Annotated in this window: 19 protein-coding genes; 15 read left to right on the forward strand and 4 right to left on the reverse strand. The window is 61.6% G+C overall.

The annotated features are described in order from the left end of the window. Together IC235_RS11075 and IC235_RS11080 are read right to left on the reverse strand one after the other, a co-directional pair. A partial coding sequence (locus IC235_RS11075; RefSeq protein WP_223847226.1) for a DUF6443 domain-containing protein occupies positions 1–4,192 on the reverse strand: 4,192 nt, incomplete at its 3' end. 51 nt (positions 4,193–4,243) lie between these two features. Then, positions 4,244–7,540, reverse strand: a complete 3,297-nt coding sequence (locus IC235_RS11080) for an RHS repeat protein (protein WP_191005248.1) — start codon at positions 7,538–7,540, stop codon at positions 4,244–4,246. A 904-nt stretch (positions 7,541–8,444) separates the two neighbouring features. Here IC235_RS11080 and IC235_RS11085 point away from each other — a divergent pair. The 5 genes from IC235_RS11085 (at position 8,445) to IC235_RS11105 (ending at position 14,575) form a co-directional block, all read left to right on the forward strand. Beyond that, complete coding sequence (locus IC235_RS11085; RefSeq protein ID WP_191005249.1) at positions 8,445–9,713, forward strand: O-antigen ligase family protein; 1,269 nt, start codon at positions 8,445–8,447, stop codon at positions 9,711–9,713. A 314-nt stretch (positions 9,714–10,027) separates the two neighbouring features. After that, positions 10,028–10,138, forward strand: coding sequence for a hypothetical protein (locus IC235_RS22820; RefSeq protein WP_394355265.1), 111 nt, complete (start codon positions 10,028–10,030; stop codon positions 10,136–10,138). A gap of 190 nt (positions 10,139–10,328) precedes the next feature. Continuing rightward, positions 10,329–13,562, forward strand: coding sequence for a DUF7948 domain-containing protein (locus IC235_RS11095; protein ID WP_191005250.1), 3,234 nt, complete (start codon positions 10,329–10,331; stop codon positions 13,560–13,562). 179 nt (positions 13,563–13,741) lie between these two features. Beyond that, the gene (locus tag IC235_RS11100; RefSeq protein WP_191005251.1) at positions 13,742–13,999 is read left to right on the forward strand and encodes a hypothetical protein; all 258 of its coding nucleotides are present in this window, start codon (positions 13,742–13,744) and stop codon (positions 13,997–13,999) included. A gap of 63 nt (positions 14,000–14,062) precedes the next feature. Further along, entirely contained in the window at positions 14,063–14,575 is a 513-nt protein-coding gene (locus IC235_RS11105; RefSeq protein WP_191005252.1) for a hypothetical protein, read from the forward strand. Here IC235_RS11105 and IC235_RS11110 read toward each other — a convergent pair. Further along, positions 14,556–14,792, reverse strand: a complete 237-nt coding sequence (locus IC235_RS11110) for a hypothetical protein (RefSeq protein ID WP_191005253.1) — start codon at positions 14,790–14,792, stop codon at positions 14,556–14,558. The two genes, IC235_RS11105 and IC235_RS11110, sit on opposite strands and share 20 nt — an antisense overlap. An 84-nt stretch (positions 14,793–14,876) precedes the next feature. On the opposite strand from IC235_RS11110, the gene IC235_RS11115 reads away from it, so the two are divergent. Continuing rightward, on the forward strand, positions 14,877–15,104 hold the full coding sequence (locus IC235_RS11115; RefSeq protein WP_223847227.1) for a hypothetical protein: 228 nt from the start codon (positions 14,877–14,879) through the stop codon (positions 15,102–15,104). A 566-nt stretch (positions 15,105–15,670) separates the two neighbouring features. Here IC235_RS11115 and IC235_RS11120 read toward each other — a convergent pair. After that, positions 15,671–16,348, reverse strand: a complete 678-nt coding sequence (locus IC235_RS11120; RefSeq protein ID WP_317173560.1) for a S24 family peptidase — start codon at positions 16,346–16,348, stop codon at positions 15,671–15,673. A 293-nt stretch (positions 16,349–16,641) separates the two neighbouring features. Between IC235_RS11120 and IC235_RS11125 the strand changes: the two genes are divergently transcribed. From IC235_RS11125 to IC235_RS11165, 9 genes are all read left to right on the forward strand, one after another. Further along, on the forward strand, positions 16,642–16,824 hold the full coding sequence (locus tag IC235_RS11125; protein WP_191005256.1) for a hypothetical protein: 183 nt from the start codon (positions 16,642–16,644) through the stop codon (positions 16,822–16,824). A gap of 73 nt (positions 16,825–16,897) precedes the next feature. Continuing rightward, positions 16,898–17,194 (forward strand): DNA-binding protein, encoded by a 297-nt coding sequence (locus IC235_RS11130; RefSeq protein ID WP_191005257.1) that lies wholly within the window; start codon positions 16,898–16,900, stop codon positions 17,192–17,194. Then, positions 17,191–17,562 (forward strand): hypothetical protein, encoded by a 372-nt coding sequence (locus IC235_RS22105; protein ID WP_223847228.1) that lies wholly within the window; start codon positions 17,191–17,193, stop codon positions 17,560–17,562. Before IC235_RS11130 ends, IC235_RS22105 begins: the two co-directional genes overlap by 4 nt. 295 nt (positions 17,563–17,857) lie before the next feature. Beyond that, positions 17,858–18,532 carry a hypothetical protein gene (locus IC235_RS11140; RefSeq protein WP_191005258.1) on the forward strand — a complete coding sequence of 225 codons (675 nt, stop codon included), beginning with the start codon at positions 17,858–17,860 and terminating at the stop codon, positions 18,530–18,532. Then, the gene (locus IC235_RS11145) at positions 18,532–19,350 is read left to right on the forward strand and encodes a hypothetical protein (RefSeq protein ID WP_191005259.1); all 819 of its coding nucleotides are present in this window, start codon (positions 18,532–18,534) and stop codon (positions 19,348–19,350) included. Before IC235_RS11140 ends, IC235_RS11145 begins: the two co-directional genes overlap by 1 nt. 6 nt (positions 19,351–19,356) lie before the next feature. Further along, positions 19,357–20,784, forward strand: coding sequence for a replicative DNA helicase (dnaB, locus tag IC235_RS11150; protein ID WP_191005260.1), 1,428 nt, complete (start codon positions 19,357–19,359; stop codon positions 20,782–20,784). Further along, complete coding sequence (locus IC235_RS11155) at positions 20,784–21,041, forward strand: hypothetical protein (RefSeq protein ID WP_191005261.1); 258 nt, start codon at positions 20,784–20,786, stop codon at positions 21,039–21,041. The genes dnaB and IC235_RS11155 overlap by 1 nt, the downstream gene beginning before the upstream one ends. Then, positions 20,981–21,241 (forward strand): hypothetical protein, encoded by a 261-nt coding sequence (locus IC235_RS11160; RefSeq protein WP_191005262.1) that lies wholly within the window; start codon positions 20,981–20,983, stop codon positions 21,239–21,241. Before IC235_RS11155 ends, IC235_RS11160 begins: the two co-directional genes overlap by 61 nt. A gap of 2 nt (positions 21,242–21,243) precedes the next feature. Then, complete coding sequence (locus IC235_RS11165) at positions 21,244–21,774, forward strand: VRR-NUC domain-containing protein (RefSeq protein WP_191005263.1); 531 nt, start codon at positions 21,244–21,246, stop codon at positions 21,772–21,774. Positions 21,775–21,967 lie beyond the last annotated feature (193 nt).

Genomic DNA, 21,967 nt, shown 5'->3' on the forward strand with positions numbered 1-21,967 from the left:
AGCCGTAGGCCCGCTGCACCCCGTCGCGCCCCCGCCAGGTCTGCCCCGTCAGGTTCCCGGTGTATTGCTCGTAGCCGCGGGTGAAGCCCCGCTCGTAGTGCAGGCTCAGACTGAACAAGTCCCGCGGGTCCGGGGCATAGGGGTTGTTCACACTCGTCAGCCAGCCGCGAATGTTGTAGGCGTAGTCCACCTCCTGCCGCAGCCGACCCGTGCCCACGGTCTTCGTCAGCGACTGCCCCAGCTCATTGTAGGCCACGCGCGCCAGCGGGGTGGGCTGGGCCTCGCCGGGCAGTTGCTGACGCGTGCTCACCAGCCGCCCCGTGTGGTCGTAGGTGAAGAACTCAGCTACTTGCACGGGGGCGTGGTTCGGGCCCTCGTGCATGCTCACCGTCTGCAGAGGCTGGCCCGTGAAATTCAGGCGGGTGGTGACCAGGTCGAGCCCACCCCGGGCGTTGGTGCTTTGCACCTGCACGGGCCGGGCCCGCTCGTCGTAGAAGGTCGTCGTCATCAGCCACGCTCCCGCCTGCGTCCCCTCCACGCCCAGCACCCGGGTCTTGGTGCGCGTGACCAAGCCCGTGGTGCGCAGTACGTCGGCCACCGGGGCCGTGCCCGCCGCGAACTGCCCGTCCAGGCTCGGGTTGTAGGCCACATCGGCCGTACCCTGCGCGTCCTGGTCGAAGTTATAGTCGTCGTAGTAGGTCACCGTCAGCACCTGCCCCGGCCCGAAACCCTGCTGGCCCAGGCGCGGGAAGGCCTGGTCGGTGGTGTAGAATTGCGGATAAGCACTGCCAGTGGCCGTGCGCTGCTCGTACTGCTGGGCCGCGTCAGGGGTAGCGTCGGCCTGCGCCTGCAGCGTCTCGCGGTCCACCGTCTGGGCGTGGGTCACCAGGCCGGTGAGCACGACCCGCCCCAGCGCGTCGTACTTGCTCCAGCTCCACTCCCGCCGCCCCCGCTGGGCCGCGTCCTGGCTCAGCACCGCCCGGTCCAGCTCGTCGTACACCACCCACGTCTCCCCGTCCGTGCCCGGCACCTGCTTGGCGATTTGCCGACCGCGGCCGTCGAAGCGGTAGTGGAACAGGAAGGGCGCGGCACTGGTCGGCAATGGAGCTGGCCGGTTGCCCAGGGCCAGCACCCGCTTGGTGGCTTCGGGCGGCAGCACGTAGCGCTGATGGCCGAAGTCGTCGTAGACATACGCCGTGCGCAGCCAGCGCCGCCGCGTGTCCGCCCCGCTGCCGGTGCGGGCCCCTTCCACCTGCCGCAGCACGGGCTGCCCAAGCTTGTCCTTCCACTCGATCGTGGCGTAGCCCCCGCCGCCGGGCCCGGTCTGCTCGTCGGTGGTTTGCACCCCCCACAGCTCCCCGGGGGCGTAGTAGCCCTGGTAGCCGGGGTCCCGGTCCTGGGCCTCGTAGCCCGGGACAAAGCGCGGCACCGAGTCCTGGGCCGTGTTCGGCCGCTCCAGCCGCTCTTGCGCGTGCCCGCTGGTCAGCTGCCAGCTCTCGCCGGGCGCCGCCTGGGCCAGCACCCGGTTCAGGGGCGAGGGCTCGAACAGGGTTTCGGCGTAGGCCACCCCCGTCGGGGCCACCCCCCGGGCCGGGTCGTCGGCCGGCAGGGGCCCGAGCCCGGTCGGCTGGTAGAACTGCGCCTGGGCGGTCAGGGCCTGCACGTGGTAGCCCTGGCCCGTGGCCTGGGCCGGATCAGCCGGGTAGGGCAGGTACTGGCGGGGCTCGCGGCCCAGCCCGTCGTAGGCCTGGGGCTGGACCAAATCCCGCCGCTGGGGCGAGGCTTGGTGCTGCACCGTCTGCACGGGCCGCCCCAGCCCGTCGAGGTACACCGTGCGCATGGCCACCGAGTCCACCGGGGCCCGCGGCACCCGACTCGAGTCGGTCAGCGCCTCGCGTGGGGTCCAGGTGCGCACGAAGTTCACATCGCCCTGGGACGGAGCGTTCCAGTCGATGGGCTCGGCGAGGAGGGGGAGGATGGCCGGGCCCCGGTTGGTGTCATCGGGGCGGTTGCGGGCCAGCGGGGGGTAGGGCAGCAGGTCGGCATAGACCATCGCCGAGTAGAGCTCGGTCGGGGCCAGGGCCCCGTCGGTGAACCAGCGGTTGTGCTCGGCTCGGCGGTAGGTGCCCTGCTCGGCGGCCGTGGCCACTTCCCAGCGCTTGGTGGCCAGCGTATCGCCGGGTAGGTTCACCCACTGCCCGGCCACCAGCCGCTGCCACTGGTAGCGGTAGACGTGCGCGGCGGCCGGGCCCGGCACCCGCAGCTCGAGCACGCCCCCGGCCAGGTAGCGGGCCGTGTCCACCCCCACCGGCGGACGCTGCCCCCGCCCGTCGGCGTGGCTCAACCGCGCCAGCCCCGAGCCTTGATAGAGGCGCTCGAGGCTGGCGAAGTCCAGCCGGTTTTCTTGCACGTCCAGGCTGGCGGCCAGGCCCGTGGCCCCGCCCAGCTCCTCGACGCCGGTCAGCTCGTTGTCGGCCAGCGTGAGCAGGCGCAGGGCCGGGCGGGTGAGCACGGCCGCCGGCAGCGTGCCCGAAAGGCGGTTGCCGCTCAGGCTCACCCAGGCCAGGGCGCCGCCGGCTCCGAGCGTGGCCGGCAGCGAGCCCGTGAAGCGATTGTTATTCAGCGCCAGGGCCTGCAGTTGCGGCAGCTGGCCTAGCTCGACCGGCAGCGGGCCGCGGAGCTGGTTGTCGCTGGCGGAGGCCCAGGTCAGGTTTCGCAGCCCGGCCAGTGGCGCCAGCCCCCCCGTGAAGCGGTTGAAGGACAGGTCCAGCTCGCGCAGTTGCGCGCAGCGGCCCAGCCCCGCCGGCACGGCTTCGCTGAAGCGGTTGTGATCCAGCGCCAACACCTGCAGGGCAGCCCAGCGGCCCAACGAGTCGGGCAGGGCCCCGCTGAGCTGGTTGTGGGCCAGGTTCAGGTACGTGAGCTGGCTCAGGTAGGTCAGCGAGTCGGGCAGCGGGCCGCTGAGTTGGTTGTCCCCCAGCCAGCACTGCTGCAAGGCGTTCAGCCGTCCCCAGCCGGGGGGAATGGCCCCCGTCAGTTGGTTGCCCCCCAGCCGCAGCACCCGCAGCGGACTCGCCTGGGCCAGCCCCGCCGGCAGGACACCGGCCAGCCGGTTGAAGCCCAGGCGCAGTTCGCGCAGCGAGGCCGTCCAGCGCGGGGGCAGCGGCCCGCTGAACGCGTTGTACTCGGCGTCGACCAGTTCCAGTTGCGGCAGTTGCACCAACCCCGCGGGCAAGGGGCCCCGGAGCTGGTTGGCATTGACGCTCAGGCTCCGCAAGGCCCGCAACTGGTCCAGGCTGGCGGGCAGACGTCCGCGCAGCCCGCACTGGTTCAGGTTGAGCCACTGCAAGCGCCCGAGCTGGCCCCAGGCGGCCGGAATCGAGTCCTGGATGGGGTTCTGCCAGAGCTGCAGACTCGTCAGCTCGCCGAGCTGGCCCAGCTCGGCCGGCAGCGGGCCGGTGAGCTGGTTAACGGCCAGCACCAGCAGTTGCAGCTGCCGCAGCTGGCCCAGGGCGGGCGGGATCGGGCCGCTCAGGCGGTTGGCGTACAGGTCCAGCTCGCGCAGGCGCCAGAGCTGGCCCAGCTGTGGGGGAAGGGGCCCGGTGAGCAGGTTGTCGCTCAGGTTCAGGTGTTCCAGACGCACCAGGCGGCCCAACTCGGCGGGCACGGGCCCGGACAGGCGGTTCGAGCTCAAGCCAAGCACCCGCAGCGAGTCGAGCTGGGCCCAGGCCAGAGGCACTGGCCCGGTGAACTGGTTTTGCCAGAGTTGCAGTTGGCGCAGGTTAGGCAGGCTGCCCAGGCTGGCGGGCAAGGGCCCACTCAGGCGGTTGCCGGGCAAGTACAGCACTTGCAGGCCGCGCAGCAGCCCCAGGCTGGCGGGCAGCGGGCCACGCAAGCCGTTGCTGTACATGCCCAGCTCGACTACGTCGCCGTTGGCCACCCACACCCCGGCCCAGGCCGCGGCCTGGGCCAGCGTGGTGCCCGTGAGCCAGTTGGTGCGGGTGGTCCACTGCGGGCCGTCGGTGGCGTCGTAGAACTCCCGCAGCACCCGCAGCTCAGTCGTGTCGGCCACCAGGCCCTGGCCTGGCGGCACGGCCTGGGCCCGGGCTCCGAAAAAGGCGGCGCTCAGCCACAACAGCGCAGTCAGTGCCCAGCGCCCACCGGCGCGCGGGAAGAAGTAAAGAGCAGGCATAATCAGCAAAGAAAAGTAAGGAGAAAGAACCCGCGGCAGCGCGGCCCGGGCTTAGTGGCCGGCATAGTGGTACTGCTGCTGGGAGAGCACCCGACCTTGGTCATCGCGGGTGCGTAGCAAGCGGCCCAGCCCGTCGTATTCGTAGAAGGTGGTGCGCCCCGCCGGGTCGGTTTGCGAGGTCAGGCCCACCAGGGACTGCTGCGTGAAGGTGGTGACGCGCGCCTGGGGCAGTTGGCGGCGCAAGGGCTGCAGCAGCTGGCGCACCTGCGCGTCAGTGCCGGGATGAGGGCCGGCCAGCTGGCGCACGGCCGCCGCGCCCAACACGGCAATTAGCTGGCTATAAGTGGCGTTTTCCACCTGGGCCACGAGGCCGCTGCGGTCGTACCCCCATAAGTAGCTGGTCACGGGCGCGTGCGGCAGGCGGCGTTCCACCAGCAAGCCCGTGGCCGGGTCGTAGCACACGCTATCCGTTGGGGCGTAGCGCGTATCGCTTTTGAATGCGGTGAAGGCCCCGTTGGCGCTGCGCTCGGCGTTGGGCCCGGCCACGGGTTGGCTCAGGCGCAAGTCCCAGTGGCCGGCCGCGTGCCGCCCGGCCGGACCATAAAAGGTTAGCTGCCCACCAACCAGTGCTGAGTCGGCGTCCGTCAATCCCCGCCGCCACCGCTGCGTTTCCACCACCGGGTTGAAATGATTGACGCGCAAGGCCACCACCGCCGGCCTGGCCGTGTAGTCGCTCAAACGCTTGTAGTGCTGAATGTCCCAGCCCATGTTGGAACGAGTGGCCATGCGCACCAGCCGCTGGCGCCGGTAGGAGGAGCGGGTGCTGGAGGCCAGCACCGCCCCCTGTTCGTCGTAGCGCAGCTGCTCCGTTAGAACGGGTGCCTCAAAGGCGGCGTGCAGGTCGTACATGTCCACCCCGTATTGCTCCGGTTCCTGCGTGGCAGGAATAGTAACCCCGGGGAGAATCTTCGATCGCAAGCGAGACCGAATGGTGATAAAAGATACGACACTGTCCGTTGCATAGGTGTAGTTTTCACTGCTCGCTAATTGCCGCCCCCCTGGGCGCGATGGATCCTGCCGGTAAATCAGCCGCCGGTGCAGTACCACATCGTTGAATTGTTGCGGGCGGTGAGTAAAATAACTGACTGTCATTCCTTGGTCGTTTCCCTCCCGCTCGGTGACTTCGCGGTAATAAAAACTATATTTATTGAATTCATTGCCCAAACCTTGATTATCCGAGGACGTGATGGTGAAACTGCGTGTCCACGCGTAAACAGGCAGCCCGTTTGTGGGGTCTAAGCAGCCTCCGGATGATCCTATTCCAGATTCACTATAGGACCATTGGTCGAAGCCCATGCCGTACTGCGGCAACAGCGAGACCCCGGAGGGCGATCGGCCCAGCCCGGAATCGTAGGAATACGTGCGGACCAAGGGCGGGGCGCCCGCAGCCGTCGTAGTCGTGCGCCGAACCCGCACGCCGGGTCCGGGCAACCCGAACTTGAACAAGGTCGAGTCCCGGTAAGCCATATGAACGGTTAGGAACATGATCTCGTCGTTCTGCTCCACGTACAGCTTTGCCACGTAGTTGCCCGGCATCAAATGAAACGTGAAGTCCTTGCCGTCGGTCGACGCCGGGGCCCGGTACGTACCGGGGTCCTGGTTCGTAATGAGCGCGTCTCCCGTGGGCAAGCGCTGCCAGATGTTGAAATCCTGGAGCCGGTTGTTGCTTTCGGTAGGCTGACGCGAGAGCCCGACCAGGACCTCGCCTTCCTGCTTAACTTCGAACGGCAGAAAACCCGACGTGGTGACCGGTATCCGGCCCCCGTCCAAAGGCTTCGCGGTGCTGGGATCGAATCCCACCGGGCCCAGAACGATTACTTCTTCAACCAGGGGAATGTCGGTGGACTCCGCCGCGAGGCGCCCGGGCTCGTACTCCCAGCGGCTCGTTCCTCCGGTGGGGTAGCGAACCTGCTCCAAGGCCCCCGCGACCGCGCTCAGGAAGTTTGGGCGTCGGTCCGCGGCCAAGCTTCCCAACCGCGGGTCCGCCAGCAGCGTAGGTACTGTGGTTGTCGTGTAATCACCGTTACGAATGGCACCGTTGGCGTAGCCCCAGTAGTCTTGCGCAGCACTGCCACGGGCGAGCATATCTCCTGCAACATAGAAGAAGCGATAAGCCGGCAGCGCCATTCCGTTGGCGCTTTCCTGCAGGGAGTCAAGTCGTAGCCGGTACTCCGTTGAAGTGTTTCCGTCAAAATGGGATTGGTATAGCTGTATGCTTCTTATCTCCCGGCGGCCACCGGTTGTGGCGATCAAGCGCACCCGTTGTAGTTCGTGACTCGTGCGGTTGCGCACCAGTAGCAAGTGCCCGCCCCGGCCCGTAATGGAGTCTAAGTACTGCGACTCCAGACGATTGGGAAACATAAAAACATTATGAAACGGATAATCCGCCGGCGAGCCGCAATTTCCGGTGGTTTCGGGCAGCGTAACGGAGAATTGGCCCGTGGTAACGGAGCACCGATTAGGAGCTAGCTCAAAGCCGTGGTTGGTGTAATAAAAGCGCAGCGTATCGGCGTTGTCGGTAGAAATGATGCGCGTAAGCTGCCAAGCCGACGTATAGGTGCCCAACGTGCTGAAGGTCGAACCGAAATTGTTGTGGTTGGGGCGGGTCTGCTCCCGGACTTGAAATTGGTAACGTATCCCGCTTTCGGTGGTGATCTGGAAACCCCCGCTGGCAATCCGGCGGATGTGCAAAGGTTGTTGGGGGAGCAATATAATGGCGGTATCTTGCATAACAAAGCGGCCCGACGCTCCCCCCGGTAACGAAAAAGAATACACATCCGGCGCCGAATCCGCCAACCCATCGGCCACCCGCTTAAGGTAGCGTTGGTCGCTCACGCCGGCGTAGACGTTCGCCGGGCGGTACTCGTTGCCAGCGCCAACGGGGGCTCCGTCGTACAGGCCGTTGACTTGTACGCTGATGCTTGCGCCCGCCTGCAGGGCCCAGCCGAGCCCCACCAGGTCCCAGGGCTGGTACACCTGAAGCCCGGTATACGAATAAGCCAACGAAACCGGCAACTGCAACTCCCCGGAAGTTATGTTGGCTAACGGAACTGCCAATTGCGCGGCGCCAGTGGGCAGGTCAACCAGCTTTTGCGAATCAAATCGCGCGAAGCTGGTGAGGGTCGGCGACGTGGGAACAAACTTGGGCGGCAGCAAGTCCATGCTCCGGTCCTGCGCTTGGGCGCTCACATAACCAAGAAGGACGATGGCCGACAGCCAGGTTCGGCAATACGTCAATGCGCCCGCGAATGCCTTGTTGCCAAGGCGGCCCAGTACTGGTGTCTTCATGCGAAAAATAATAGAAATAGTGGTTCTGGGCCGCCAAGGTGTTATTAGACCCACGCACGCAGGCGCCCGGCTTTGCTATGCAGCGGAGCTGGGCAGGCAATAAGGAGTTGACTTAAAAGCGAAGCATTGGTAAGGGCAACGGGTAGAAATGGGGCTGGGCCAGCAACCGGCGCGGCCACGCGAAACATTAAGCCGCCCCAGAACGGCGGTCAAAACACCCATGACAGCTCGAATGCCACAGGAACAGCAGAAAGCAACCCGCTACCTAACAAAGCTGTCACGTAGTTATGCGGGAAAACACTACCCCAGATGGAAACCTGGATTAATGACCGCAAATTAAGCTCGTTTTACTTTTTCTGGAAATTATTTAATCTATTAATACTACAAGCTCAAGCTTTGTATTATTTATCAACTTAGTAATGAATGATATAAAATATCAATAAAACCTTATCCTATCCGCTTAACCAGGTGCCTATCAGCAAGTCGCTCCCTTCCCTGCCGTCACTTCGTACGTGTCTGAGAGTTCATAAATCTTTCGGGCGGGTGGTGTGTATGAACCGGAGGCCAGGCATCTGCCTCCCCCGTTAACAATACCCAAATCAGGGGCGCAATACGCCCGCCCCAAACTTTTGACCGGTTACTTTGTGCCCGCATTATTTACAATCCGTTGGTGGCTCATGCTTTACTCCAGCGCTTCCCAGTGGGAATTTTTCGCAAGCCTGCAGCCCCCTGGCCGAGCTGAGTATCTCGCTAAAGAACAGCAAGAAGCGGCCCGGCCGGACTACCCCGGGTGTAGCAAAGCACCTCCCTTAAGGATGGCCACTACCCGCTTGAGCAAAGCCGGTGTAGTGCTTCGCCGGGCTCGCCTGCTGAACTTTGCTTTTTAAGGTAAGTGTCAAGCCATATGCCACTAGTTTTCGCGCACTATTATTCTTCCGGCCGTTTTTCGCGGCACCTGTTATGGCTAGCCTGCCTGGCGGGCGTGCTGGGGCTGCTGGCGGCGCGGGCCCTGGTGGCCCTGGCCCCCGTGGCGGGCGTGTTCGCGGTGCTGGCCAACCCGCACTTGCGGCGCGACCTGCCGGCTTACTGGCGCAACGGGGCCGCCCTGCGGGCAGCGGCCATCGTGGCTTTTTTACTGCTGAGCAGTTGCTACACCAGCGACTGGCCGGTCTGGCGCCACGAAGTATTTCGCAGCCTGCCCTGGCTGGGGGTGCCGCTGGCTTTTACGCTGGCGGTCCCGCTCACGCCGGGGCAGCGGCTGTCGGTAGGGGCATTCTTCGTGCTGGGCACTACCGCCGTGGGCCTGGCCACCCTGGGCCAATACCTGCTGAACCCCGCTCAGGCCAACGAAGCCATTCACATCGGGCAGAACATGCAGGCCATTACCCGCGTTTTTCACATTTCGTTTGGGGTTATGCTGGCCCAGAGCTTCTTCTGGGGCCTGCTCCTGCAGCGGCACCCGTTAGCGGCCCCTTGGCTGCGGGCCGCGCTGCTGGCGTCCGCCGGAGCCATCCTGCTGGTCCTGCACGTACTGGCCTACCGGACGGGGCTGCTGGTGCTCTACGTCGGGCTGCTGGCGGTAGTGGGCTGGCTGCTGGCCCGCCGGCACCTGGCCTGGGGCCTGGGGTTGCTGGCCCTGCTGGGGCTGGGGCCCTGGCTGGCCTACCACACGCTCGAATCGGTACGGCAGCGCACCAACGCCACCGTGTGGGATGTGCAGCAGTATACGCAGGGGCACGACATCAACAACTACTCCCTGGCCCGCCGGCTGGCGGCAATGGAAACGGCAATCACCGTCATCCGCCAGCACTGGCTGCTGGGCGTGGGGCCGGCCGATAGCCACGCGGCCATGATGGACCAGTACAGCTGGCGCGATTTCGGGCTGCGGCCCGCCAACCGCATCGAAGTACACAACCAATACCTGGATGCCCTGCTGGGCGGCGGGCTGGTAGGGCTGGCCCTGTGGCTGGCGGTGCTGTTTTGGCCCTTGGCCCAGCCCCGGACCCGGCGCAATCCCTACATCTGCTTTTTTATCCTCACCCAGGCCACGGTCATGATGGTCGCCGACGTGCTAAGCCTGCAAATTGGCCTGAACATGTTCGTTTTTGGCTACGGGTTTCTGGTGGTAGCGGAGGAAGCCCAGGGCAACAATCCCGCGCCTGCTGCTGGCTGACCCGCCGCGCCTGAGCGCCTGGGCCAAAGCGGTGTGGCTAGCTGATAAGAAGCTCCTACCCTGAGCTGGCCGCCTGCTCCCGGCCACGTGCGGCCGGCCAGGCTTACACCGAGAGCAGCCAATTAGAACCAGCACTTTCCCGCGGTACCAGGCCGTGGCATCGTTTACCCGAAGGCGGCTATTCAATGCCCGACACGACGACTTCGGTCGGGGGCCCGCAGGAAAAGATGTAATTCGGAGCTTGCCCTATTCGGGATTTTATCGGCGTACCGCTTTGCCCCGCCGTCGACCACCAGACGCTGGCAAATGATACCGTGACGGCGCGTTGCCGCGCCACCGGCGAGCCGAGCCACCTGCCTATGATGGAGCTCCATACCTTTATCATTCAATCAATTACTCCCTTCAGGTTTTTTGGGAGAACGTAGGGCCGGAACTTCTCCCGCAGCGGGGTTAAAGAGCCGCGAAACATGGCGCGGGCTCCCGAGAATTTCCGTTTCGACAAGGCTTGGTCCTACTGGAAAGGAAGCCCTTCTGGTTTTTCTTGCTGAATATAGCATATTTTGCGTGCCCGTTCCTACGGAACGCTACTTCCTCCACTCTCATCTACCACGCTATATGCACACTTCTACCCTGCTCCGGCAGCCGTTTCTTCGTTTAGCGAGTTTGAGCGCTATCCTCGCTGTTACCCTGGCAACGCCCACGATGGCTACTAACCCAACCGCGAAAGTGGTGGCTTCCCCGGCTACTACCCAGTTGGAATTCGTGGCCAACGGTAATCAATGGCCCCAATCGGTTCTCTTCGCTACCGACGTGCCCGGCGGCAAGCTGTTTTTTGAGCGTAACCGACTGGTGCAGGCACTCTATGATGTGAAGCAAATAGAGGCGCTGCACGACAAAGGGCCCGATAACCAGCAGCACCGATTAAAAGCGCATGCCTACTCGGTAACCTTCGTAGGAGCCGACCTGCAGGCCACAGCCAAGGGAGAAGCTCCCACGGGCTCGGCCAACAACTACTTTATCGGGAACGACCGCGCCAAGTGGGCTAGCAACGTGCCCATTTACAACGAGGTCCGCTACGAGAAAATCTACCCCGGCACCAGCCTCCGGTTTTACACCCATGACTCGCACCTCGAATACGACTTTGAGCTGGCGCCCGGGGCGGACGCCCGCCAGATCAAACTGCGCTACGAAGGCCAGCAGAAGCTCAGCCTCGTGAATGGAGCCCTCCAAATTACCACCTCGGTCGGCACGGTAGTCGAGCAGGCCGCCATCGCGTATCAGCTGCTGAAAGACCGGCGAGTGCCGGTGCCCTGCAAGTATCGGCTCGACTCGAACAACAACCTGACCTTCGACTTTCCCCAGGGCTACAACCATGCGCTGCCGCTGGTCATCGACCCAGTGCTGGTGTACTCTACGTACTCGGGCTCCGCGGCCAGCAACTATGGGTATACCGCCACGTTCGACGAGCAAGGCAATCTGTACGCGGGCGGGGTGGTATTTAATCAGGGCTACCCTACTACCATCGGCGCCTACGACGTAAGTTACGAGGCCGGCCAGGACTATGGCATTATGAAGTTCAATCCGGCCGCCGCGGGCGCCGCCTCCAGGGTTTATGGCACCTACATTGGCGGCGGCGGCGACGACCACCCCCACAGCATGGTGGTGGATCCGATGGGCAATCTGGTTATTTTAGGCTCTACCAATTCCGGTAACTTTCCTACTACGGTCGGTGCTTACGACCCCTCATATAACTCGGGAATCGACATTGTAATCTCGAAGCTCAGCGCCAACGGCCAGCAATTACTGGCTTCCACGTTCCTGGGCAACAGCGGCCTGGACGGACAAACGCCGAGCACGCTGCGTAAAAATTATGGCGACGCTTACCGCGGGGACATCACCACGGACGCGGAAGGAAATATTTATCTGGCCTCCAATTCCGCCTCCGCCAACTTTCCGATCGTGGGCGGCTTTCAGCCAACGCTGGCGGGCAACGCCGACGCGGTGGTTGTAAAAATGAATTCCGGCCTCTCCTCGCTCGTGTGGAGCTCCTTCCTGGGTGGCAGCAACAACGACGCGGCGTATTCCATCCAGGTCGATGGGGCCGGCACGGTGTTCGTTAGCGGGGGCACGTCCAGCACCGACTTCCCGGGTACCTCGGGCGGCCTCAACGCCACCTACAAAGGAGGCGTCAGCGACGGATTTATCGCTCGTATCGCGCCGGGTGGCAACAGCCTGATCCGGAGCAGCTACGTGGGCACCAGCGGCTACGACCAGGCTCACTTCGTGCAGCTCGACCTTCAGGGCAACGTCTACCTCTACGGCCAAACGGATGGAGACTACCCCGTAAGCCCAGGGGTGTATTCCAATGCCAACAGCCGCCAGTTTATTCATAAAATCAACCGGGAGCTTACTACCTCGCTCTTCTCTACGGTGATTGGCAATGGGCCCGCTTCCGCGCTGAACATCTCGCCTACGGCCTTCCTGGTCGACAACTGCGGCCAGATCCTGCTGGCGGGCTGGGGCGGCCAACTGAGTACCAGTACCTCGATTACGAACATGCCCACCACCCCGGACGCGCTTATCCGTACCGTCACGGGGGGTGGCTACCACTACATCATGCAGCTGTCCGCCAATGCGGAGAACCTGGTGTACGCCACGTATTTCGGCAATGGCAACGCCCACGTCGACGGGGGAACCTCGCGCTTCGACAAGCGCGGCGTCATCTACGAATCGATGTGCGTGGGTACTGTGGGTACTGGCGGCAACGACTTCACGACGCCCAATGCCTGGGCTACTGCCAAGGGCTCCGGCTCCTACAATAATGCCGCTTTCAAAATGGACGTCTTGCAGCTGAACGCCACCTTCACGGCTTCCAACATTCCGGCGGGACCGCGCATCCGGCGGGGCTGCGCACCGTTGACGGTTTATTTCACGCGTCCGTCCCTCACGGGGGTAAGCTCCATCTGGGACTTCGGCAACAGTCTAACTTCCACCAGCAATGCTGTGCAGGTCAGCACCGTGTACCGAAACCCGGGTCGCTACGTGGCCAAGCTCACCGTTTTCGACCCCGCTAACTGCCTGCAAAGCGTTAGCTCTACCGACACCATCGAGGTGTTTGGCCTGCCCCCCGCGGCGGCCGGCCCCGACCGTACCATCTGCGAAGGGAACTCCGTTACTATTTCGGTACCCGACGCCGGGCCGGGCGTGACCTACAACTGGTTTCCCCCGGTCGGCCTCAACACCACCTCCAGCCGCACCGTCATCGCCTCGCCGACGGCTAGTACCTACTACCTTCTGACCACCACTACGCCCAACAACTGTAACAGCCGCGATACCGTGCTGGTGAATGTAATCCCGCGGGTGCAAGTCAGCATTGCGGCCAGTACGACCAACGAGTTTACGGGTACCCCCATCTCCTTCACTGCCACCTCTCCCAGAACCTCGGCCACGCTGAGCTACCTCTGGAACTTCGGTGATGGGCAGACGAGCACCGAGCGGACTCCCGCGCACACCTACACGGAACCTGGCAACTATCAGGTGCGCCTCACTACCCGCTCTGCGCAGGGCGAGTGCGAAGACGTGCAGGAGCTGGCCGTGCTGGTTCGTAAATATGAGCTTCCCAACATCATCACGCCCAACAACGATGGCAAGAACGATACCTTCAAGCCTTTCGTAGCATTCCAGCCCGTGAGCATCAGGATTTTCGACCGCTGGGGCAAGCAGGTATTCGAGCAAGCCAACTACGTCGAAGGCTGGGGTAAAGATAACGTACCCAGTGGCCTGTACTACTACAAGATTGACAGCAACACCGGCGAAAGCTGGAAAGGCTGGGTGGAAGTAGCCCGCTAACCCGGGCTTACGATATCCAGCCAATAGTATTGAGTTGTTAGTACCGCGATAAAGGCTTGACTTCTTAATTAAGTCCTACTCAGAGTTTATTGGGAAAGGGCCCCGGAACACGGTTCCGGGGCCCTTTTTTGCGTCTTTGTCCCGTCCGGGTATGCATTGACTCTTTTCTAAAAGTTGTCATGAAAAACCCTTCTGAACCGCATGTTGCGACTTATGCCACCAATGCGGCGCAAAATGTCGACGCTATCTGCCAAACCGTTGCCCAGGTTCGGCCCAACCGACGCGCCTTGCAAGGAACCCTAAACGCCTTGCACTCCGCCCTGACCACTAACCGCAGCCGTTTGCGCTTAGTGGTGCGCGGTGTTTTAGACGCCCTCCACGACGACCCGCTGACGGTTCTTTCGCGCGCCAAGCTCGCCGTTGCCGGCTTACCCTGAAATGAGCTGGCCACGTACTTATCCGGACTTGCCGAAACCAACGAATTGGACGCCGAGTCCCTTATGGCAACGGTACAGGCCCTTGAAGCGAGTGGCCAACGCCCCGGCGCGAAACCGGGCGTTAATTCACTGCAAGCCTTCGAGCTCGCGCTGGCCGACAGCCCGGATGCGCGCTTGCGGCGGTTGGGCTTTGCCGCGCTTTTGGCGCAATCCGCCCAGGTAGCCGGCTGGACCAACGCTCTGCGAACGCGCCTGGACTGGTATCGCCGGGACCCCGCCCCGCTCGTGGCTGCCGCAGCGCAGTTCTTTTTCCCTCCGCCCAAAGCAGAAACGGCTAGCGTCTCCCTCCTAATTGATCTGAAAAATGAGGGAAGAGTAGAGGCAGCTTTCTTGGCGAGACTAGGCTGGGAGAATGCTAATTATGCTCTCTGGCGGATTCCGGACAAAAAAGTCGGTACTTTGAAGGGTAATTTCCCCTGCCCAAACAGCCCCGAAACTCAGGTTTTTGGGGCTGTTTTTTACACCCATTTTGGGCACTCCGTAGCTTTATGGCTACCTAAACAGCCGCTTTTATGATGTGCCCTTGTTCTTTCGATTGGAAGCTTTTTGTTGACTTCTTAAAAGCACTCTTATCATTTCCCGTCGTCTTGTTGGTGCTTAGTTTAATTATTCTAAACAGGTATCGGGTAGAAATAAGAAAAAAAATATCTGGAATGACTAAAGCAAGTGCCGCTGGAGCAGAACTACTCTTCAGCCCAGAGGAAGTCATAGCAATCGTTGATAGTTCAGCCAAAAATCTAGATAAGGAAAGCAGCACGCCCGAGGGTCGATGCGAGACTTTCTACGCTTATTAAGCTACTTAAACGATAGTTTTAAAATGGTATTCCAGCAAACACAAGCGCAGTTGGCTGCGGATGGGAAAAATATAAATGACCCTGTCGAACTAATTAAGCACAAACAAGAATGGGTGGAAAAAATATTGCAAATGCATCCTGCGCTGGTTACTCAGTATGGTAAGGATGCGATGCACAGAGCAATAGACAATAGAATTTTGGCCTACTTAAACTTTGCTAGGGCTGCTGGCTACCAAAATCCTGTTACTTAATGCGAGTCGCCATCCACGCCCGCGTGCCGACAAAAGACAAAGGCCAGGACACCGCCAACCAGCTCCACCAACTCCGAGTTTGCCGAGCGCCAGGATACCATATATAGGGTATATACCGACCAGGAGAGGAGTCGGGCGGTAAGGTCCTCGCCGAGCACGCCACTTATCGCCTTCATCTGGACTTGGCACTCGGCCGAGCGCTTATCTGCTGGCAGTTTGGATAAGCATCGGCTAGCCTCCTTATCCCAGAGAAGCTCGGGCCACGCAATACCCAGGGCGATGGGCATCACTTTTCGATTTAGAATCACCTGCAGGCGCACTGTATTGAGGCCATTTTTCTGAGCAGGCGTGCGAAGACAAACTGTTGCTGAAAAATTCACGTGGTAGACACCAAATGGGAAACCCCTAGAAAAACTGCATTTGCTGGCTGCAAACGGGCTTTTCTAGGGGGTTACAAGGCTGCCAAGCCTCAAAGTACCAGAGACGGTGGCAAAACCCAACACCCGGAAAGCTCGGTAAAATATATATTATTAGTGGCTTACCGAATAGGAAGCGGCTGTTCTATTTCAATGGGTAGCGTTAGGGGTAGCGTTTTCCATCAAATGCCGCCGCACCTCCCCCTTGTCGAAGCCCAGCGCCTCAATCACCTCCCAGAGCCGCTCAACCGTCACGTCGGGCGCGCTGGGCAGGTAAGTTGAGATATATCCCCGCACCCGCCACAACTCCGTAATGTCGGTCGCGTCCAATGGGTACGGCCGCCGATGCGGGTTGTCGGAGTGCAGCACCACCTCGTCACCCTTACCGCTGATGCGCACGCGAATCCGTTTCAGCATCACGCTTTCCGTCGTCACGACCACATAGATGTCATCTGGCACCAGCAGCCGCCAGTTGTCGACATAAGAGCATACCACAATATCCCGGTGGTTTAGCGTGGGCTCCATCGAATCACCAGCCACCTCAAACGCCCGAAACTTCCCATGTTCGAAGCCCGGCACCCGGTAGCGTGGTAGGTCTTGCACAAACACCGCCTCGTTGTGCTGTAGCGCATAGCCGGCCTGGGCGTGAATCGGCACCATCTCCATGTTATCGTCGCCGTCTTTGTCGACGGTGATGGCCACCACGTGCCCGCTGTTCACTACAGGCGCACGCCCAGCGGTTGTCTTCTTTTCTGCAGCAGGCACCGCGCCGCCGGTTTCCCCAAGCAGCATCGGCCCCTCACCCAGCACCAACCATGAAGACGACACGTCAGGAAAGGCACGCAGTATGTCTACAAGTGTAGGAAAACTTGGCTCTGTGCCTTGCAAAATTTTGTACATTTTGCTGTTAGTAGCATACCCAAGTTTATGCGTTACACTGTTGGCATTCAGGCCGTAATGTTGTAGCATTTCGTTGATGCGGTCAGTCACGGTGGCGTTTTTATCCATAATAATAGGTATTCAGGTGAACTATACGCACAATTTTTTGCGTACACTTGTAAGCAATGAATACAATGGGAATTACCCAAATGTACTCACTTACCCAATAACTACCTACAATTATGCACACGGAAGCCAAAGAAAAAAGCCCGCTGCAAAAGGTGCTCGACACCTTGCCCACCCGCCACGGCGTCATCCGCGAGGCCCAGGAAGCCCTAGCCGAAGCAGGCCACACTATCAGCCGACGCGGCCTGTATGAGGTGGTGAAAGCAGCAAGAACCCCAAGCTCATTGAGGCCATCCTGAACGCCGCCGAGGCCGCTAAAGTCCGCGCCGCCGAACTAGACGCCCGCACTGCACAACTAGCCCAAGCGTAGTCATGCAAACTGCCTACATCGTGCCAGCGGCTGAGTGGGACAGCCTCACAGCCCGCCTTACCCGTCTGGAAGCCGCTGAGCAAGCTCGTCAGGATCCAGCACCGCCACCCGATGAGGTCCTAAGCACTCGTGCCGCCGCCGTCCACATCGGCCTTTCCCAGGATGCCTTACTACGGGCCCGCCGCGCTGGCCGCATCCAGGGCGTCCGGCTCAATGAAAAGGACTGGGGATTCAAAAAGTCGGTGCTCGACAAGTACCCCCGCCGCTACCACCGCGCCGCCCAGGCACAAGCCGCATGAGGGTGCTGGTAGCCTGCGAATATTCAGGCATCGTCCGGGATGCTTTTCTAGCTGCCGGCCACGACGCGCTAAGCTGCGACCTGCTGCCCACCGAGAACCCGGGCCCACACCACCAAGGCGACGTGCGCGAGCTACTGCGCGAAGGCTGGGATTTGATGATAGCCCACCCGCCATGCCGGTATCTGAGCTACGCCGGAACACGACACTGGAATGCTCCAGGACGGGCTGAGAAACGCGAAGAAGCGCTGAAGTTCATGAGGGAGTTGTACCACGCCCCCATTGAATTTGTCGCGGTGGAGAATCCAAAAGGCTACCTAGGGCAAGCATTCAGACCAGCCGACCAACATCAACCCTTACGAGTTCGGTGACCCCACACGCAAGCGAATAGGGCTTTGGCTGAAAGGATTGCCGCTTTTACAAGCCACCGAAGTAGTAGCCCCGGCCGCACCAATACTGAGCCGGCGCAGAAGAAGTAGCGGCAATGTGAAGGACCGCCACTTTGTGGAATGTGCAAAAAGCTGGAAAGAGCGCAGCCGCTTCTTTGCTGGCATCGCCGCCGCAATGGCAAGCCAGTGGGGCGACCCAGCCCGCCTAGCCCGCCTAGCCCGCCTAGCCCGCCTAGCAAAACAGACAAGTTTTCAATTTTCCTAACCCACCAACCACATGACCACTGAGCTTATCCCCATCGTCGGCCCTCAGGCCCGAAAGTCTCTGCTCACCATCCAGAAGGCCACCGTTAAAAAGCAACTGCTCTACGCTGAGTTCACCGAGCAGTTGGACTTGCAAGCCAAGCCGCGCCCGTTCACCATGCAGAGCGCCGAGTTGGTACACCCCGACCTCGAACGCTGCTTTGCCCACCTCGTGCCCCACTTCTGCCTCCTGACCGAGCAGCTAGACGAACACGCCGAGTACGACACCCCAGCCGGCTACTGGCCCATGCCAGGTGAACCGCTACCCGTCCACTTCGATAGCTACGGTGTCACTGGCCTCATCATCGGCGCCAAAAACGGCGTCACGCTGATGGGCTTCCGACAGCTGGAAAGCGGCAAGGTGCTCAACATGACGGGCCAGTACGTCAGCTTCGCCGAGACGTCAGAGGAGTTTGAGGAATCCGACGCCTGGCACTACCAGCACACTGACGAACTGCAAGGCGCGGTAGAAGTGACCCTCGAAGAAGTAGAAGCCGCCCTGCGCGGCAAGTGCAGCGAGGCCGGCCGCCAGCTCGACATGTTCGTGCAGGAAAAGGAGGTGGAAATGGGGGAGCGCGTCGAAGAGCAACCCACCAAAAAGCGCAAAGCCAGGCGCAACACCGCCACCACTGCAAATGCAGCTGAATAATGAAGCTGCCCGCCCTACAATTCTACCCCGGCGACTGGCACAAAGACCAAGGGGTGCAGGCCCTTAGCCTGGAGGAACGCGGGGCTTGGTTTGAACTGCTGCTGATGATGCACGACAGCGACGAGCGCGGCGTATTGCTGGTGAACGGAAAGCCTATGCCAGAAGCAGTTATAGCGCGCCGCCTCGGGTTGGTTAACCAAACTGCCAACCAAATTCTAACCACCCTCTTGGAATTTGGGGTAGCAAGCAAACGCGAGTCAGACGGAGCCGTTTTCTGCCGCCGCATGGTGAAAGATGAAAAACTGCGTTTGCTGCGAACAGAAGCAGGTCGGAAGGGCGGCAACCCGAATTTGCTTAACCAAAAGTCCAAGCAAAAGCCAACCACCGTGGTTAAGCAAAAATCAACCCCTTCATCTTCATTTACAACTTCGGTTAATAGAGAGAGGGGAACGGCTAAAGCCGCCCCTCCCGCGCCTCAAACTTCGGGGCTTGAAAAGCACCCTAACGTTGGGAAGAAAAAGGGCACGGCGCTGGCCCGGCCCACCCTGGCCGAAATAGAAGCCTACGCCGAGTCCGAGCACGGCGCCGAGGCCCGGGCCGAGGCCGCCCCATTCTTCGACCATTTCGAGAGCAACGGCTGGCGCGTCGCCGGGAAAACCCCGATGGTGAACTGGCAAGCCTCCTTCCGCAACTGGCTCCGCCGCCGTCCGCAGTTCGCGCCGGCAGCCACCACCGGCCGCGCCGGTGCAGGCCCAGCGGCCACCCCAACCCGCGCCCGCAGCGCCCCTAAGCCCAACGACCCCAAACGCTACAGCTAAGCGACCATGAGCAACGACAAAAATCAACGTGGAGTAGCTTCAGCCCACCGCGCAGCTGCCACCTCCGCGCCCAACGTGGGCCACCTCCCGCCCCAAGCACTCGACCTCGAAGCCGCCGTACTCGGTGCCGCCCTCCTCGAAGCCGACGCGCAGCGCATCATGCTGGCTACACTGCCCGACGAACAGGTGTTTTATTCCACCGCCCACCAGCAAGTGTACCTGGCCATCCGCGACCTAGTGCAGGCCGGCCGCCACGCCGACCAACTCACCGTCGTGCAGCAATTACGGCACCGCGGCACCTTGGAGCGCGCCGGCGGCGTCTTCGCCGTGGCCAAACTGACCCTGAAAATCAATTCAGCTGCCCACCTCGAAACTCACTGTCGCATACTCCAAGAGCACCACGCCCGCCGCGTCATCATCACCACCGGCACCGAGCTCACGGCCTACGGATACGACAACACCCGCGACCCACTCGACCTGCTCACCGTCGCGCAAAGCAACCTCACCAGCCTCCACCGCAGCCTCGAAACCAAAGCCAGCCAGACAGCCGCCCAGGCTTTCGACACCACATTTGAACGGTTGGCCCACGCCGTGACCCAGCAAGGAACCACGGGCATCCCCACCGGCATCACGCAACTAAACGGCCTCACCGGCGGCTGGCAACCGTCCGACCTCATTTTGATGGCAGCCAGGCCCGGGATGGGCAAAACCGCCGCTCTGCTCCACTTCGCCCGCACCGCCGCCCTCGAACACGAGCATCACGCCGCCATTTTCAGCCTCGAAATGCCCACACTGCAACTCATGCAGCGTCTGGTGGCCAGCGAAGTGTCCGGTTATTCCAACTCCGACCTGCGCCGCGGCAACCTTCCCGGTGGCCTCGACCAGGTAGCCCACATCCGCCAGCAGGCCCAGCGCCTCCAAACCCACGGCCACCGCCTCCACCTCGACGACACGCCCGGCATCAGCATTCAGCAGCTGCGCGCAAAGTGCGCCCGCCTCCACGCCCAACACCCGCTAGGCATTGTGTTCGTGGACTATATCCAACTGATGCGCGGCGACGTCAGAGGCAACCGGGAACAGGAAATTAGCAGCATCAGCCGCGGCCTAAAAGAACTGGCCAAGGAGCTAAATGCCCCGGTTATTGCCCTAAGCCAGTTGAGCCGCGATGTAGAAAAGCGCGGCGGCGACAAACGCCCGCAGCTCTCAGACCTGCGCGAGTCCGGCAGCCTGGAGCAAGACGCCGACAGCGTAGTATTCCTATGGCGCGGCGAATACTATGGCATCAGCGAGTACAGCGACGGCGCCAGCACCACCGACACTATTCTGTTCGACATCGCCAAGCACCACAATGGCGCCATCGATGAGGTAATAGCCAGTTGCAAGCTCCGAAACGGCCTTTTCTCGGACTTGGGCGGTAGTCAGTTGCCATTCTGATGAGCACCACCCGCTACTACCGCGCCACCTGTGGCAGCCTTTACCGTGTGCGCCAAGTGCCCGCCACACGCCAGCTGGGAGCACACACCATGCAGGCCCGCCACAGCCCCAGCGCCGTCGAATTCAGCCCCGAGTACCCCACCACCACCGCCGAAGTTGCTCGATTGGTCAGCGTCGGCTCATTTTTCGAAGTGCCATGCCCAAGCCAGGAAATTCCAGGTGGGCCGCCCACGCCCGACCAATCATTACCAAGGTAATCCGCGAAAACCCGGAGGCAGACGAGAAGCAGTTGCGCCAGCTGATTTCGGAGCAATACCCCTACGGCATTCGGGAACATCACCCCTACAAGCAGTGGCTGCTGGAAGTGCGAGCTCAACTCAACCTACGATTTCGCGGCAAGGTCACCCGCGACAAGCCACCCAAAAATCTGCCTCCAACCCCACTTTTCCAGCCGTAGCCATGCCCAAAGTCACCACGCAAACCCCGCTCGACTTCGGCACCCTCACCGCCGAGCAGATTACCGCCGCCATCCTGGGCTACCTCGACGCCCACGGTTTTACCGCCTGGGCCCAGCCCAACCGCGGCGAATACGACCCCAAAACTCTGAAGTGGCGCCCACATCCCAACAGCCGCCGGGGTGTGCCCGATATTCTTGGTTTTCGGCGCACTGACGCCAAGTTTCTGGGCGTCGAAGTCAAAGCCGGCAGCGATAGGCCCCGTCCCGAGCAGACCGAGTTTCTGAATGAGTTGAAGGCGGCCGGCGGCTTGGCTTTCATCGCATATGACTTCGCTGGCTTTGTGCAGTCGTTCGAGCGACGCGGCTTGCACCTCGTGCCCACCATGGCCACCACCGCCGCAACCACCGAGGCAGTACCCGCAACAACTAACCATGAGCTTTTACTACCACCCCAGCACCGGCACCTTCCACCTGCAAGAAGTGAAACGCCCACGCGTAGTGCCCGGCCACGAACGACACTGTTGGCTGAATAAACACCTGATGCGCGGTCAAAGCAGAATGTGCGACAAATGCGGCTGCAAAAAGACGTACCACCGCGATTACAAAACAGAGTACCTAATGCCCGATTTAGTGTTGCCTACCATCCAACGCCCACCATGCACCGGCTCAGCAGCACCTGCAGCACCGCCCGCGCCGCCGGTGTCGGCCGCTACCGCCACCCCCAAC

Origin of the sequence: Hymenobacter montanus (genome assembly GCF_014699115.1) — a bacterium.
Taxonomy (GTDB): Bacteria; Bacteroidota; Bacteroidia; order Cytophagales; family Hymenobacteraceae; genus Hymenobacter; species Hymenobacter montanus.